Source organism: Microbulbifer sp. CnH-101-G, assembly GCF_052466775.1.
Genome location: NZ_CP174292.1, coordinates 2,141,197 through 2,156,497, shown reverse-complemented (window position 1 = coordinate 2,156,497; position 15,301 = coordinate 2,141,197). Strand labels below are relative to the sequence as shown.

Annotated in this window: 11 protein-coding genes; 9 read left to right on the top strand and 2 right to left on the bottom strand. The window is 47.3% G+C overall.

Features of this window, described 5'->3' with window-relative positions; translation table 11 throughout:
• Nucleotides 1-153 precede the first annotated feature (153 nt).
• From ACJJID_RS09320 to ACJJID_RS09310, 3 genes are all read left to right on the top strand, one after another.
• Nucleotides 154-2,157: an alkyl/aryl-sulfatase gene (locus ACJJID_RS09320; RefSeq protein ID WP_444922486.1), complete on the top strand. Its 2,004-nt coding sequence runs from the start codon at nt 154-156 to the stop codon at nt 2,155-2,157.
• Between the two features lie 92 nt (nt 2,158-2,249).
• The gene (locus ACJJID_RS09315) at nt 2,250-3,470 is read left to right on the top strand and encodes a phytanoyl-CoA dioxygenase family protein (protein ID WP_444922485.1); all 1,221 of its coding nucleotides are present in this window, start codon (nt 2,250-2,252) and stop codon (nt 3,468-3,470) included.
• Between the two features lie 42 nt (nt 3,471-3,512).
• Entirely contained in the window at nt 3,513-4,739 is a 1,227-nt protein-coding gene (locus tag ACJJID_RS09310; protein ID WP_444922484.1) for a phytanoyl-CoA dioxygenase family protein, read from the top strand.
• 136 nt (nt 4,740-4,875) lie between these two features.
• On the opposite strand, the gene ACJJID_RS09305 is transcribed toward ACJJID_RS09310, so the two are convergent.
• Complete coding sequence (locus ACJJID_RS09305; protein ID WP_444922624.1) at nt 4,876-6,405, bottom strand: flavin-containing monooxygenase; 1,530 nt, start codon at nt 6,403-6,405, stop codon at nt 4,876-4,878.
• 120 nt (nt 6,406-6,525) lie between these two features.
• Between ACJJID_RS09305 and ACJJID_RS09300 the strand changes: the two genes are divergently transcribed.
• Entirely contained in the window at nt 6,526-7,569 is a 1,044-nt protein-coding gene (locus ACJJID_RS09300; RefSeq protein WP_444922483.1) for an AraC family transcriptional regulator ligand-binding domain-containing protein, read from the top strand.
• Here ACJJID_RS09300 and ACJJID_RS09295 read toward each other — a convergent pair.
• Nucleotides 7,563-9,014 carry a DUF1254 domain-containing protein gene (locus ACJJID_RS09295; RefSeq protein ID WP_444922482.1) on the bottom strand — a complete coding sequence of 484 codons (1,452 nt, stop codon included), beginning with the start codon at nt 9,012-9,014 and terminating at the stop codon, nt 7,563-7,565. The two genes, ACJJID_RS09300 and ACJJID_RS09295, sit on opposite strands and share 7 nt — an antisense overlap.
• Before the next feature lie 1,121 nt (nt 9,015-10,135).
• On the opposite strand from ACJJID_RS09295, the gene ACJJID_RS09290 reads away from it, so the two are divergent.
• The 5 genes from ACJJID_RS09290 to ACJJID_RS09270 all read left to right on the top strand — a co-directional run bounded on the left by ACJJID_RS09290 (nt 10,136) and on the right by ACJJID_RS09270 (nt 15,301).
• A complete protein-coding gene (locus tag ACJJID_RS09290; protein ID WP_444922481.1) occupies nt 10,136-11,605 on the top strand; it encodes a class I adenylate-forming enzyme family protein in 1,470 nt (489 codons plus the stop codon).
• A 146-nt stretch (nt 11,606-11,751) separates the two neighbouring features.
• Nucleotides 11,752-12,900 carry a PLP-dependent decarboxylase gene (locus ACJJID_RS09285; RefSeq protein ID WP_444922480.1) on the top strand — a complete coding sequence of 383 codons (1,149 nt, stop codon included), beginning with the start codon at nt 11,752-11,754 and terminating at the stop codon, nt 12,898-12,900.
• A gap of 3 nt (nt 12,901-12,903) precedes the next feature.
• Complete coding sequence (locus tag ACJJID_RS09280; protein WP_444922479.1) at nt 12,904-13,944, top strand: hypothetical protein; 1,041 nt, start codon at nt 12,904-12,906, stop codon at nt 13,942-13,944.
• Entirely contained in the window at nt 13,941-14,777 is an 837-nt protein-coding gene (locus tag ACJJID_RS09275) for a hypothetical protein (RefSeq protein ID WP_444922478.1), read from the top strand. The genes ACJJID_RS09280 and ACJJID_RS09275 overlap by 4 nt, the downstream gene beginning before the upstream one ends.
• Nucleotides 14,774-15,301 carry a hypothetical protein gene (locus ACJJID_RS09270; RefSeq protein WP_444922477.1) on the top strand — a complete coding sequence of 176 codons (528 nt, stop codon included), beginning with the start codon at nt 14,774-14,776 and terminating at the stop codon, nt 15,299-15,301. Before ACJJID_RS09275 ends, ACJJID_RS09270 begins: the two co-directional genes overlap by 4 nt.

The following is a 15,301-nucleotide window of genomic DNA, read 5'->3' as shown; positions in this document are numbered from 1 at the left end:
AGCGGGGCTGGCCGCATGCACATATTCTCTACCTGCCTATAATCCCTCCTACGCTTTACAGGAAAGTTTTTCCTCCGCTTCAGGTTTAGCCATTTTCTATCTGTCGGCAGGTTCACTGCAGGGTTTGGAGAGGCTCAAGGTTGGGTGAGAAAAATGAAAAAATACCAGGACATTTTTTTCGGGTTCGTCGCTCTCATCGTATTTTTGGCTTCATCCATACCCTATTCATTGTCAGCACAAGAGCCAAAGCCTGCCAGTGTGATTACCAAAAAGAAAAATCATGCCGTACTAAAAGAACTGCCATTTGCCAATCGCCAGGATTTCGCCGATGTAAAGCGTGGTTTTATTGCGCCTTTGCCCAATAACGGCATTATCAACAATAAAAAAGGGAATCCGGTGTGGAACCTGGAGGCCTTCCAGTTCGCCAATGATCAGCAAGCCCCCGATACCGCTAACCCCAGCCTCTGGCGACAGCTTCAATTAATTTCCCAGGGCGGTCTCTATGAGGTGATACCGAGAATTTACCAGGTGCGCAGTGCGGACCTTTCAAATATCACTTTTATTGAAGGGGATAGTGGGGTCATTGTGATGGACCCTTTAATCTCTGCGGAGACGGCAAAAGCCGCATTGGATTTATATCGCAAGCATCGGGGGAATAAACCGATAGTGGCGGTGATCTACACCCATAGCCATGTCGATCATTACGGCGGTGTGCGCGGAGTAGTGAATGAAGAGGAGGTTAAAGCTGGTAGGGTGAAAGTGATCGCGCCCAAAGATTTTTTAATTGAGGCGGTGAGTGAAAATGTGTTTGCCGGTAATCATATGGCGCGACGCGCCAGTTTTATGTATGGCAACCTGCTGCCCAAAGACCCGAAGGGCACTCTGGGAGCGGGTTTGGGATTGGAGACATCCACGGGTACCGTCACTCTGATTGAGCCCACGGATACGATCAGTAAAACCGGTGAGACCAAAAAAATCGATGGCCTTACCTTTGAATTTTTGATGGCGCCTGGTTCCGAGGCGCCTGCGGAAATGCACTTCTATATTCCCGAGCTAAAGGCGCTTACCGCCGCCGAGAACGCCACCCATACACTTCATAACCTTTACACATTGCGTGGCGCCAAGGTGCGCAATGCGCGGGCATGGTCCCGCTATCTCAATGAGACATTACAGCGCTGGGGAGGGCAGGTGGAGGTACTGTTTGCTCCACATCACTGGCCCACCTGGGGGCAGGAGAATGTAATCAACCATTTGAAAAAGCAGCGCGATTTATATAAGTACCTCAATGACCAGACTCTGCGTCTGGCCAATCACGGCTACAACATGGTCCAGACCGCCGAGTTGATGAAGCTGCCCCCAGAGCTTTCCCAATACTGGGCCAATCGTGGCTATTACGGCAGTGTCAATCACGATACTCGCGCGGTATGGAATTATTACCTTGGGTTTTTTGATGGAAACCCTGCGCGTCTCTACCCGATGCCTCCCACTGCTGCCGGGAAAAAATATGTTCAATATATGGGTGGTGCGGCCAATATTATAAAGCAAGCCAAGAGGGACTATGAAGCTGGAGAGTACCGTTGGGTGGCTGAAGTGCTCGACAAGCTGGTTTCTGCCGAGCCCAATAATCGTGCAGCACGTGATTTATTGGCTAACGCATTAGAGCAGATGGGTTACCAGCAGGAAAATGGCACCTGGAGAAACTTTTTTTTAAGTGGTGCCAAGGAGTTACGCCACGGGATAGAGCGGTTCCCAGTTCCATTGACAGCCAGCGCCGACACTATTCGCAGTATGCCCACTGTGCTGATCTTTGATTACTTGGGAATTCGATTGAATGGTCCCAAGGCAACGGGTAAGCAAATTGCCATCAATATCACTTTGCCGGATGTTGAAGAAAAATACTCTCTAGTACTGGAAAATGCGGTGCTTAACTATGGAGCTCCGGTAGAGAAACCCCAAAGCACCGTCACGATTAATCGCATTGATCTCAACGATATTATCCTTGGGACATCGACAATTCAGGAAAAAATGGATAGTAACGCATTGAAAATTGATGGCGATAGAGACCAGTTGAGAGTGCTGCTTTCCCTAATGGATAAGTTCGATTTCTGGTGGAATTTGGTTACTCCAGAGCCGATGAATAAGGCTTCTGAGGATTAACTCTGAGGCTCCTCCTCTTGTTGAATGTCAGTGTTGGGAGGGCTTGGGGTGTCATTGCATTTGCAATTTAATGGATTCAATCCGGAGTATTTATGAAAGGGAGTACCTTGGAGGAAATGCTTGAGGGGATTGGTACTCTTGAGGAGACTGCGAGCTTTGAGGTGTCTTTGGGTCAGAATATAAAGATTCTATGCATGATGGCTTTGGCCATAGGTTACCGTTTTCTGATTGCTCCCTGGAAAATTAAGACTCGTGCACAATTCCATGCGGAAATGGAAAAACTTAAGCAGTTACCAATGCGGGTCCCCTCTGAAAAAACGATACCAGCAGAGGAGGGTGACTCTTTCCTAAAGAAGGATTCTCTGGCGTTCTTTAAAAAGAATGGATATCTACCGCCTTTCAAAGTCTTGACTGCAGAAGAGGCTGAAAACCTCCAAGAAATGGTGCTCAAGGAATATGATGATGGCTTTCACGGGGTGAGTTTTTATGGAGATAAAATCAGAGAGATAGAAATAAGGCATGGCAAGTGGCCGATTGAAGATGCAGGAACTTATCAAGCTCTCCGTTTAAAATCCTTTAGGGATTTATTGCGTAAGCCGCAAATTGCGCATCGATTGGCGAGTTTGCTGGGGGATGAGGTTATCTGCTGGCGGTCGCAGTTTTTTTATAAGAAACCGGGAACAGAAGCCACTGTGTGGCACCAGAATGCCACCTTTAGGGAAACAGGGAAAGATGCCAAACTTGAGCCCACTAAAGATACTCCACCAGCACTCATACAGCTCAATGCGTGGGTGGCATTAACTGATTCCACCAAGGAAAATGGATGCTTACGCCTTTTGCCGGGTTCATTTACGGATGCAAGAATTCATTATTTGTACGATTTTGCACAAAATCACCGTGGCCTTTACTTTTCCATGCTTCCTTTCTCTCTATCAGACCTTTACAAATATACAAAGATTGGTCTCTATGGCTCTATAGTTGGAAAGAGTGCCCTAATATTCCTGACAGCAATTAAGTTGTTGGGTGAGGAATTTTTAGAGAGGTTTGAGGTTCTTGATGTAGAGATGAAAGCGGGAGAGTGTTTGATATTCTCTGCTTTGAATATGCATGCTTCCTATCCAAATACCTCAAAAGATCGTTTTAGATTCTCTTTCCTAGGTCGCTGCACCTCTAGTGATGTGCGCGTGGTGCCTTCAGGGTGGGATACATTCGCTAGTGCTGAGGGTCCTGTCGAATTTGAGTTGCCAGAAGTCCATACTTTTATGGTTTATGGGAGTGATTCATATGGATTCAATAAGGTGTTAGCAGAATAAGATGGTCTAACCCTTTCGTTCTTGTAAATTTAGGTGTTGGCAATGATGGAAAAAAGTACCTTGCAGGAAATGTTAAAAGGATTTGGCTCTCTAAAGGAAGTTGCTGAGGAGTTCCAAATTACTGCGGGTCAATCTCTCCGAATATGGGGGATGATGGGGTTGGTTATACTTTATAAGGTGTTCATTCTGCCATGCCAAAAGAATAAGAAGAAACAGTTGTTTGATGATTTGGAGTCACTGAAAAATCTAACCTTGACTATTTCGCGCAATGTGCAGTCGAAGTCAAATAGGGATGGCTATTTTCTCAGCAATGAAGATTTGGATTTCTTTGAGGAAAAAGGATATCTGCCACCATTTCAGGTTCTCTCAGAGCATGAGGCGGAGCAACTAAAGGAGGAGCTTCAAAAAGAATTTTCCTGTGATTTTCATGGAGAGATTTATTTAAGTGAAAAGATTGAGGATATTGAGAAAAGACATGGCCAGTGGCAGATAGAGGGCGCCGGGCTTTACCAGGCGTTACGAATAAAATCACTCAGAGACTTATTTCGCAGGCCACAAATAGCTGAGCGTCTTGCAAGTATACTGGGTGATGAGGTTATGTGTTGGCGAAGCCAGATGTTTCATAAGTTCCCCGGTGCAGGGGGGACAATATGGCACCAAAATGCCACTTTCCGTGAGAGTGGTAAGTATGCCAAATTACAACCCACCCAGAAAATGGACCCCGCTATCATCCAGTTGAATGCCTGGGTAGCACTCACAGACTGCACGGAAGAAAATGGGTGTTTGCGCTTATTGCCGGGATCAATGACAGATTCCCGAATGGATTATCTTTATAGCTATTCTCAAGATAATAAGCTGTTTTATTTGTCTCTGCAGCCCTTTTCTTTTTCATATATGTATACGTTAATCAAGATTGCACTCTACGGAACTATTTTTATCAAGAGTGTATTATTATTTCGCACAGCCGTTGAACTGCTGGGTGAGGACTATTTTGATAAGTTTGACGTTGTCGATGTCCATATGAAAGCTGGTGAATGCTTAATATTCTCCTCCTTAAATATGCATGCCTCTTATCCAAATACCACTAAAGAGGATTCACGTTTTTCTGCAGTAGCACGCTGTACACCAAATCATGTGAAGGTTGCGCCTTCCGGTGTCGATATATACTCAACCGCGGAGGGTTTGGTCGAGTACAAACTCCCTGATGTTCCCAATTTTCAAGTGTATGGAAAAGATACTTACGGCTACAATAAGATAATCGATGATTAAGGTTGTAGGCTATCTTCTAGCTCTAACTCAATATAGGCCTCGCTAATATTTCTAATACTCCTGAAATGTTATAAGCCCCAGCTGCTTCTTTGTTGTTTCTGCGCAAGCTGGGGTAATAAACATCCAGCTTGTCCCTCTAATGAGTAGCCATATCTTCTGTTTTATTGACTGTTGATACTTGTACTGTTTGTTCTTCAGGAAGTTGTTTTGTGTGAAAGGTGAGAATTCCATCCTCGATTGGTGCATGAAGAAGTATTTTAGTGTCCTGTTCATAGTTATTCAGCAGGCGCCAAGGGTACTTTTTACCTTGACGTGGCAATACATGATTGCCCCTTTTCACATAACCAGAATTCAGGCTACTCATGACTGAGTTGTTTTCACTACAGCCTTCGGTATCCTCAGCCAAACAGATATCATATTCATGTTTGTCCATGTAATTAAGCAGGCGGCAGATGTAGCGAGCCGAGATATCTGCCTTGAGAGTCCAAGGGGCGTTGGTATAGCCAAAAACCCACGACATATTGGGGACACCCTCTAATAGTACGGCTTTGTAAGTGAGTTTTTCATTGATAGGAACTCTCTCTCCATTTACGCAGAGTTGCATGCCTCCAAGCACTTGTAAATTCAGCCCGGTTGCTGTGATGATGATATCGGCATCGAGTCTCTGACCGGATTGCAGCTCAATATAGGTCTTCCCAATGGTTTTAATTTTTCCAGTATCCACAGACGCTTTGCCCGCGTGTATTGCCTTAAAAAAATCATCATCGGGTACCGCACAAACCCGCTGATCCCAGGGGTTGTAGTCCGGTGTGAAATGGCGCATATCATAGTTCTTGGGTAGGCTCTTGCGCACACCCTTTAAGAATAAGTTGCGCATAAATCGGGGCCAGCGTTTAGAGGCTTTAAAAAGCCAGCGCTGTATTTTTACATTGCGCCAACGGGCGAACTTAAAGACCCAGGATTTTGGCAGAAACTTTAGAAGCTTTGCGGAGAGTTTGTCGAATGCGGGTACAGAAATAACGTAGCTGGGGGAGCGCTGTAACATGGTCACATGTTCGGCCCGGTCAGCCAGGGCAGGCACCAGGGTCACCGCAGTGGCACCGCTGCCAATAACAACAATTTTCTTATCCTGGTAATCCAGAAGCTCCGGCCAGTGCTGAGGGTGTATGTAGTTTCCTTGGAATTGCTCTGCTCCAGGAATCTTAGGAAGGTATCCGCGGTGGTGATCGTAATACCCGGTGCATGAGATTAAGAATTTGCCACTGTAGCGGCGGGGCTCCCCGCTGACTGTATCACTGCCCTCCAGAATCCAAAGACCCTTCTGGCTATCCCAGTTGGCTCTGAAGAGCTCGACATTGAAGTGAATATCTTTGCTGATTGCATATTCTTCTGCGGTGTCATTCAGATATTGGCGAATGGCGGGGCCATCCGCTAGCACTTTAAGCCCTGGCCATGGGCGGAAGTCAAAGCCGAAACTGAACATGTCAGAATCCGAGCGGATGCCTGGGTAGCGGAATAAATCCCAGGTGCCGCCAATTTGAGAGCGGCGCTCGAGGATGGCAATTTTCTTGGAGGGACATTCGCGGCGAAGGTGGCAGGCGGCCCCGATACCGGAAAGGCCAGCACCGATGATCAACACATCAAAATGAAGCGGTTGCAAAGTCATCATCCTTTTCGAATCTTTAGGCACAATAGACTGCGTAGATGCGGGGCCTTTTTATTGTTACATTGCGACAAAAAATTATCTTGAGGCGTCAGCAGACGCTCTGGGGGAGCAGTGGGTAGTGTGATACGAGCCAGTGTGCTTACGGGGTATTCTGAGCTGACAAGGGAGCTGGGGGGAGATGCCGGTGCACTTCTCGCTGAGTTTAATATTCCTGCAGATATAGTCGCTTCTGAAAGTCGCCTGCTTCCTCATGTAGATGTGGCTCGCTTGCTGGAAATTACCGCCGAGCGGTTAGAGTGTGGCGATTTTGCACTTCGCCTCGCTGCGCGACAGGGGGTTGACCGGTTGGGGGGCATTGCAGTGATAGCCTGCAATTCCACCTCTGCCAGAGAAGCCATTGAGGCGGTCGGCCGGTTTATGTCCCTGCACAGCCCGGCTACTCACTTACGTATTGAATCCGCAGGCGCTGGGACCTTTGCTAGGACTATTGATGGGACTATTGATGGGACCTTTGATCGCTTGGTGTTTGATCAGCTCGATCCGGCCCTGTGCCGTTTCCGGCAGATCCACGAGCAAACCCTGGGCAATGCCTTGATGATGTTGCGAATGCTGATGGGTGCTAATACGGCACCACTGAGGGTCTTGCTGCCTCATGGGGCTCAGAGTGCGCCTGCTGATTACCAGGAATATTTCTCCTGTCCTGTCGAATTCCTATCTGGTTATTGCGCCCTGGAGTTCCCTGCGGAGCAGTTGGACACTCCCCTCGCTTCCGCTGATCCGATCACCAAGCGCTTGGCCACCAGTTATCTGGAGCAACAGTGTGTTTCCGCAGCGGCCTCACTGGGCACACAAGTTCGAGAGCTGGTGCGGCAATTACTGCCCACTGGACAGTATCAGGTGGGGGTTGTAGCCGCCCAGTTAAGCCTGCACCCGCGCACCCTGCAAAGACGCCTGGCGTTGGAAGGATTGCGTTTTGACTCTCTTTTGGACTTGGTGCGCAGAGAGCTGGCTGCGGAGTATCTGTCCAATACCGGCCTGGCTCTGGGGCAGATCACTGGGTTGCTGGGATATGCTGAGCAGAGCACTTTTCAGCGGGCTTGTCGGCGTTGGTTTTCGGATACTCCCCGCAACTACCGGCGTAGGCTGGCTCTCGCCAATCAATAGTCTGTGGGTTCGACTTCTCCGGGACGCCAGGTTTTCTCCAGCCAGGGGCCCAGTGGCCCATAGAGGCGCAAAATGACAAAGAAGCCCTTGCCCGGCACCGTCTCAAGCCAGTTGTGTTCGAAATCTTTGGGCGGCTGGGGGCCAAAGTAGATATCGTAAGAGCCGTCGGAGTTTTGCATGATGCCCTTACTCTGGCTGCTCACAGAGGGGAATTTCTGGCTTGTTTTCAGTTGTGAGCGGGTCTGGCTGTCGTAGATGTTCACGGCCCAAAAAGCGTTGACCGGGACATCCGGCGGTAAGTGCAGCTTGTACTTCTTGCCGCCATCGAAAGGTTCCTTGTTTTCATCCACGAAGGCGATGGCATAGTCGGAGCCCTTACCGGGCTCAATGGCGGTCATCGCCGGGCTCACCCCGGTATAGGGGTAGAAGTAGCTGACCCGGGCATCACTATTGATTGTCTCGCCATCGGGGCCGTTGAAGAAAATATTCTTGCCGGGGAATGCCATAACCCAGGCACTGTCGGTTCCCGGATAGATCTTGACGTCTGCTAGGGACTTATCGGTGCGGGGATACCAAACAATAGAGCGTGCGATGCCATTCCCAATCGCCACGGCGTCGGTAAGGATTTTGGTCATGCGTTCATCCGGGCTGAAAGCCTTGCCCTTTTCAATGCCGATAGAGGCAAACAGGCCGCGTGTTTCCGGGTTCAGCATGCCGATCCATTCGTATTGAATGACTTCGTTCAGGTGTTTATAGAATCTGTAGTTGTTGGGGTGGATGGTGTTGAAGGCCTTACCCGAGGCGCTGATAAACACCATCCGGGGCGGGTTTCCTTTCTTGGAGAGAGGGTAGATCCTGAGGTGGTCTTTCACATTTTGGGCCGCGGCTTCAAGGGGCTGGTCACCCGGTGAGCGCATAAACACCCAGACACGATAGGAGCGTGGGTAGACCGGGAAGTAGCCAAAGGGCAGATTGCCTTTGTAATCCGGTGGGAGAACCAGGTACTTGCCACCTCGCCCCTTATCCGGCCCAGAGCGCCCGATATCCTCCACGTAGCGGAACCAGGCATCGTTAAAGGCACCTGTTACCCCGGGTGGAGAGTGCAGCACCGTAGGGCCATCGCGCTTCAGATCCAGAAAGGCGAGGGTATAGATGGTCGAGGTGTTTCCTGTCAGAAATAAAGATTCAGAATTCATCAGCTGATCAAAGATCAAAACTTCATTTGCCGCTTTGGCACCCAGTTCGCGGCCGCCTTTCATCAGCCCGTGTACCGAGGCGCCCTGGATTCCCTTCAAAAAGCTATCGACCGCACGCATGTGATCCAGGTAGTCGTAGAGTTTTTCTGCTGTCTCTGGGTAGGGAGCGCCGTCGCGAAATTTAAGCACACCGATACTGCTTTCTATTTCATCCGGTGTATTGATGGATTCCACAGCTTCCTTACTCACGTCCGCTCTCAGGCTAGGATGAATTAGCGTAAAGAGGATTGATAGCGTGAGAAAAATCATCCGCGAGGTTGTGTTGGATTTATGCGGCTGTTGCGTAAGCGGCAATGGCCAACTGTTCAATCTCAATTCCTCTTTAATGGCTTCGGCTGGAGACACAGCGGGGGTCGTAAAATATTTTTGTTGCTGTCCCAGGCATCGTTTATTAGATCCGTCACTCGTGGAGTGCCTATATCACTCTTATTCGCTTTTTCTGCTGATGTTAATTCCACATTTGTAAATAAGCTGCAAAAACATCATCGTTTTTAACCGCTATATCGAGTTACCAATTAAGGCCGAAGCAGGTTGATAGCTATTGACACTGTAGTTGGTCGTAGTTGTTTCATTTGAAACTTTTTGCGCCAGTCTATTTAAAGTGCCAAATAAGCCCGCCACTTGCCTCTCAGGCCAAAAATAGATGCTGGTCTAATTATATAAGCCGCTTCTTTTGAAACCCCTGGATGGCCGATATTTTCACCAACTTTTGACGCAAGCTAGGACATTTTAAAAGCGAGAATTCAATGCCCGTAAATCCTATGAGAGGAGAATTGCCTCCTATCCGAATAAAAAAACAGGGGTGAAGTGAGGAAGTTGATGTCGAAGGGCGCTCGAAGGAAAGATTTTTTTACGGCCTTAGGTGTAATAAAGGATCAATCGAAAAGGTTTATTATGTCACTCTGGGAGGGCTGTGATTGGAGTGTACATCGGTTGAGAACTGCTAGGTGGTTTTGAAATAAATTACATGAATAGTGAAAATAATTCGCGCATCAATACTCGATTTGCTGTAGCGGCATCCGTGCTGAAAATTGGTTCTCACCAAATATCTCTCAATAAAATTATTTTCCTGTTGAATGTCTTGTTCAATAGTAATCAAAAGTCAACATGAAAAAAATTTAGGAAATAATGACTTTCCTGAACTGCGAGTGCCGGAATGAAAACTCCATCACAGGAATTTAAGATAATGCTTGTCATTATGGAGAGCTCACTTTATAAAATGATCGTGCCATGTAGGTGACTTCAGTTTCTTTTAATGGGGGAGGATTGAAGTCACAGAAAAAGTTTTAGAAAAAAAATTTGGACTAATAATGTTCTCGCTTGCCGACCTGTTCGACAGGGTTGTTACTGGTTTCTGGTGTGGAAGCCTTGAAAATCTGACTGGGGAAAAATTAACGGCGCAATGTTGTGAAAGTGCATTGTCTCTTTTGCAGCAGGCCGATATTCAGTTGGCCCATGGGGACAGAGTTGTTATTAGGGCACAGAACGATATTTTTACTGTGGCGACAATGTTGGCCGCCTGGCATCTAGGCTTGGTGGTAGTTCCGGTCAAGGGCGATGCAACACAATCCGCGATAAATTCTATTGCCTCTGACTGCAATGCCAAGGGAATAGTGGATGGTGAAGAAATCGTTCCATTGGAAACTTACCGGCCGCAGCAACAGTTATTTGAGCTTTGTACTCCCGCCAGGGTTACAGGTGTCGACCTGGCCCTGATTATCTATACCTCGGGCAGTACCGGTAAGCCAAAGGGCATCATGCTCACTCACCAGAATGTGCTTACCTCTTTGGAATCTCTCTCCCAGTACCTTCGCCTGGCTGGCGAGGATCGTATTCTGTGCCTATCACCGCTGTCGTTTGATTACGGCCTGTATCAAGTATTGTTTGCACTCTATAAGGATTGCTCAACAATTCTTTACGATAAAACATTCAATCCTCTGCAGGCTTTGAAAGTAATATCTGAACTGAAAATTTCAGTGTTACCCATTGTTCCGGCAATGGGCGCCGCGCTGGCGAAACTTTTGGCACTGGTAAAACCTGATCTTTCTGCACTGCGCGCTATTACCAATACCGGTGGTCACTTGCCGGAGTATGTAATTCGTACTTGGAAAGAGTATCGTCCTTCGCTTGATGTTTTCTCAATGTATGGTTTGACCGAGTGCAAAAGAGCCCTGTACCTGGAGCCGGAGCTTTGGGAGCAAAAAATGGGTTCTGTAGGGAAGCCTATTCCTGGGTTGGACGCTCGCATCTTTCTGCTCGACGCCCAGACGAATACCTACAGGGAAGCTCAAACCAATGAAGTTGGTGAGCTCTTCGTGCGCGGCTCAGGGGTTATGCAAGCTTACTATGATCCCAGTGCTCAGGGGGGAGCGCAAATTGTTAACGGTCTTTACCGGGATGATAACTGGCTCGCTACCGGTGATTTGTTCAGTCGGGATGATGAGGGCTTTTATTACTTTAAGGGTCGCTCCAAAGACCTGATTAAACAAGCAGGCTTTTGTCTGTTCCCCAAAGACCTGGAGATTGTGATAGACGCTTGTCCATTGGTGCACCTCAGTGTGGTTATTGGTTCTACAGACAAATTTCAAAATGAAATAGCAGTCTGTGTGCTCGAACTACAAGAAAACACACCTGAGAATCAGCAGCAGTTTAAAGTGTGGCTAAAAGAGAATCTGGATGCTGATTACACACCCAGGGAAGTAAGATTTGTCGAGTCAATTGATTTGACGGCAAATGGCAAAATTGACAAAAAGAAACTGGAGCGAGAGCTTCAATCCTGAATCCTCTCAGCTGGAAACGCTGAGATTTCTCGGTCGGTAGGCATTTTATAAGACGTTAGAAAATAACGGATAGACCAGTAAGTCGTAAATACGGCTGAAATATTTGTGCCCTATAAGAATGATTTAAAATTTCTCCAGGTGATATCATGAAAGCTTCCTTGGAAAAGCTCGTTGCCCAGTTCAGTCAACAAAAGCAACACTTTTCAACACCGTGCTATGTCTATTCCCTAAAAGATATTGCCGATAACTATCGAAAACTAAAAGATCGCCTGGGAACCTCTCTTATTTATTCTCTGAAGGCGAATAGCTGCCTTGATCTCATTGTACGCAGTGGTCATGTCTTCGAAGATGGTATCGAGATCGCCTCTGTCGGTGAGCTAAATCTTCTGCCAAGGGGGGAAAGTCCCCGCTATATCAATAATCCATCCGCAGATAAAAGCTTTATTAGAGCGGCAATTGCCAGCAAGTGTACTCTGGTCGTAGATAACCTATCCCAGCTGGAAATTATTCGAGAGTTTCAAGGGAAGCGCCCGATCAATCCGTTGATACTTCGCTTGAATCCCAGCACTTTGGATCAGTTTGATAAAGCACAGGCGGTGACGAAGAAAGACCATTTTGGTTTCGGATGGAGTGATGTTGAGACCGCTTTGGCTTTCTGTAAAGAACATGACCTAAAAATTGGTGGATTTCATGTTTTCCGGGGATCTTACAATTTTGCCAAGCTCGCCTACAGCACCGCGCAAGCTGCATTGCAAATAGTTGAGAAGTTTGAGCGTGAACTCGGCTATGCGATTACATTAGTGAATCTTGGGGGTGGTTTTGACCTGAACTGGGAAAGTGTCGATTTTAACTTTGAACAGTACAGAGAGCTGCTTGGTGAGTTTCCCTCTCACATTAAAATTACCCACGAGAGTGGCCGTGCTATCGTTGCCAGCGCAGGGTACTTCGTCACTCAGGTTCGCTATGTAAAATCAATAGAAGGGCAGCAGTACGGTATCTGTGATGGCGGCATGGCCCAGAATTTTCTTTTGGCAAAAACGGAAAGCACTTTTAAGCGTTTCAGTCAGCCACTGATATTACGTGAAGGTAAAGTGCTGGAACTTGAGAGTAAAACTGAAGGCTGCTTATTGGTAGGTACTTCCTGTAATAAGGAAGACGTGATCGGTGAGATAAAAAGTGCAGCCATACAGCCTGGCGACCTGGCCATCTTCAGTAATTGCGGTGCTTACAATGCGAGCTATACCGTTGCTCCCTTCCTGAGCTTACCTTCTGCCAAGTCTTATCTCATGGAGTAACTTATGGAAATTCAATCTATTGCCGGCAGCTTCGTTGTCACCCAACTTTCATCTGTTTCTCCAGTGCCTGCTTCACTGCAAGACCTTCTTGAGAAGGCGTGCATGCGCTTGTTTGATGCTTCGATGATCATTGAAGACCCATTGACAGCGCTTGCTCCCCTACGGGAGCCATCTGTCAAACAGCCTTTGGAGCAATTTGAACAAACCTTTGTCATTGATCAAATTATTGACAGGGTACGAGACGAGGGGCTTGCTGATCATTTCCATGAAATGATCGGCCTGTTTGGCTCCATTATGATGAGCCTGACCGCTACTGAAGAGCAGCTGGCTCAGGTAAATAGCTGGGTGGAGCAGGGTATTTTTGGCCACTTCCTGATGACCGACCCGGGTGGCCCAAGCCTACAAAGCTGGAAAACTGAACTGCAGGATACCGATGGTGCCCTGCGACTCAATGTCAATAAAATTCATGGCATAGAAGCGCAAAAGCTGGGGTTTGCCATGGTTGTTGCCAAACAAGCCGCACGCCCATTTCCAATTACATTGATGTTGCCGCCTGAACTCTGCTCTGAGTTGAAGCAGTCATCAATAGGTGAGGCTTTTTTGGATGGCAAGCTACAACTGGGTAATTGTCGTGGCAGTGTCCCAGTGACTAAAGAAATGCTGCTCAGTAAGGGCGGCCTGGGTAGTGTCAATCGCTTCCTTACATTGGTACGTCCTCGTTTTGTAAAATCCCTGATGCACTTTGTACTCTGGTTGAAAGATCAGGGTGAAGTCGAGCTGTCAGTTGCAGACCAAGAGAGTATCGAGTACCTAATTTATCTGTGCAACGAGCAAACCTCGGCCACTATCTTTTCTATGCACAGTGTGAATAGGGTTTTGGCAACAAAATTTGCCAGTAACGAATTACTTTTACATCTTGTGTCGTCAGGTAAAGTAAAAAGTAAGGCCCGCCAGCGGGATCTGTTGGCATTTACCAAGATGGAAGGCAGTTCTTACCGCTGTTTCTTTGAGATTTACAGTAAATCGAAAGGGCATCGGCTATGAGTTTGTACCTGAAGTCGGCAGCCTTTACTCCCATTGAAAATATTACTTTCGCAACGAGCGGAGGCTTGCAAGAAGCCTTCGCACGAATCGGAGAGATTATTTCGGATCAGAGTAGGCGGGTTCTAGAAGCTGTTTCATCAGAAGCTAGGGCTGAGGTTGAGCGGCACTTTCTCTGTTCAACCATGATCGAACTTCCCTTCACTACTGGGGCTGTTAGCACGGACGACTTAAGTCCCCCTGAACAGCAACGGGGTATACCTGTCACCAGCTTTGTGAATACATATGAGTGTGCCTCCTGGGGCTACAGCCTGCGTTATTACTTACGGCAAAATCCCACCGCACGCTATGTAATAGTCAGTATTCTGGATGCCAATGTGCTGGATCTGAGCTTTTGGCAGAGCAATGAAAACTGGGGCAAGAGTGGCTTTGGTCTATGTACTCTGCTGTTGGAAGTTGAATCCTTTAACAGAGAAGATATCACGGCAGGCTGTGCCGTTACCTATAACACTACACCAGAGTTTGCAACAATTGTTAGGAAAATGGCCAGCAATGGAAAGGATCTGACCTTGTCTTTGCCATTCTTCCCGGAAAATATACGACAGATATTTACCCGGCTACTGAATGGCTTCCAACAGCTGCCCGATCTTCACGACAGGTGGGGTCATTGTTTCGGCAGTGACCCCTGGCTAAATATTATTAGCCATGGTGTAGCTGGTAGATTTCAAGCGCGTGAGAAATTATTGGCATGCTCTATTGCTTTGAATGGTTACTACTGTACGGCTGAAGTTAGTGTTGATCAGGACAGCACCTTTTACCTGGCGGAGTCGGTATGAGTAAAGTGATAGAACTTTCCAGCAGGTTGCTACGAAATCCCTATCCGCAAAACCCTAAACTTTGCGCTGCCCAGACATTGCCTTTGCAGGGGGAATCTGACTTTTTGGCAATTTCTCTGTTACCGGTAGGTAATATTCCTGTGCTATTAAGTTTTTCGGAACATTACCAGTTGTTGGTAGAGCTATTGGAATGTGTGGATCACTCTGGTGTTGAGATAGAGACGATCTTGTTGCGAATGCAGATGCCGGCGGGTGGCAGAATGCCGAAACTGTTTCTGCAGGAGCGGGTCTTGATGTTGCAGGACGTTCAAACAGAAGAATTAATCCTGCAAAAAGCGGGTAAACCATATTTGGTGGTAGAAGATACCTTAGTGCGCCATCCACTGGAGTCAGGCAGAAATAATATTTGCATCCGGATTTGTACTGCCGAAGATAGTGACAATTTGATCGCTATGATTTCAGAAAAATTGCTAAACCTGGGCTTTGATAACGTTGAGCAAATAGTCAGGGAAAGGACCGTATAA

What these genes read in the sequence shown, in the direction of transcription:
- ACJJID_RS09320 (WP_444922486.1), top strand. Translation starts at nt 154, where the DNA reads ATGAAAAAATACCAGGACATTTTTTTCGGGTTCGTCGCTCTCATCGTA.
- ACJJID_RS09315 (WP_444922485.1), top strand. Translation starts at nt 2,250, where the DNA reads ATGAAAGGGAGTACCTTGGAGGAAATGCTTGAGGGGATTGGTACTCTT.
- ACJJID_RS09310 (WP_444922484.1), top strand. Translation starts at nt 3,513, where the DNA reads ATGATGGAAAAAAGTACCTTGCAGGAAATGTTAAAAGGATTTGGCTCT.
- ACJJID_RS09305 (WP_444922624.1), bottom strand. Translation starts at nt 6,405, where the DNA reads ATGACTTTGCAACCGCTTCATTTTGATGTGTTGATCATCGGTGCTGGC.
- ACJJID_RS09290 (WP_444922481.1), top strand. Translation starts at nt 10,136, where the DNA reads ATGTTCTCGCTTGCCGACCTGTTCGACAGGGTTGTTACTGGTTTCTGG.
- ACJJID_RS09285 (WP_444922480.1), top strand. Translation starts at nt 11,752, where the DNA reads ATGAAAGCTTCCTTGGAAAAGCTCGTTGCCCAGTTCAGTCAACAAAAG.
- ACJJID_RS09280 (WP_444922479.1), top strand. Translation starts at nt 12,904, where the DNA reads ATGGAAATTCAATCTATTGCCGGCAGCTTCGTTGTCACCCAACTTTCA.
- ACJJID_RS09275 (WP_444922478.1), top strand. Translation starts at nt 13,941, where the DNA reads ATGAGTTTGTACCTGAAGTCGGCAGCCTTTACTCCCATTGAAAATATT.
- ACJJID_RS09270 (WP_444922477.1), top strand. Translation starts at nt 14,774, where the DNA reads ATGAGTAAAGTGATAGAACTTTCCAGCAGGTTGCTACGAAATCCCTAT.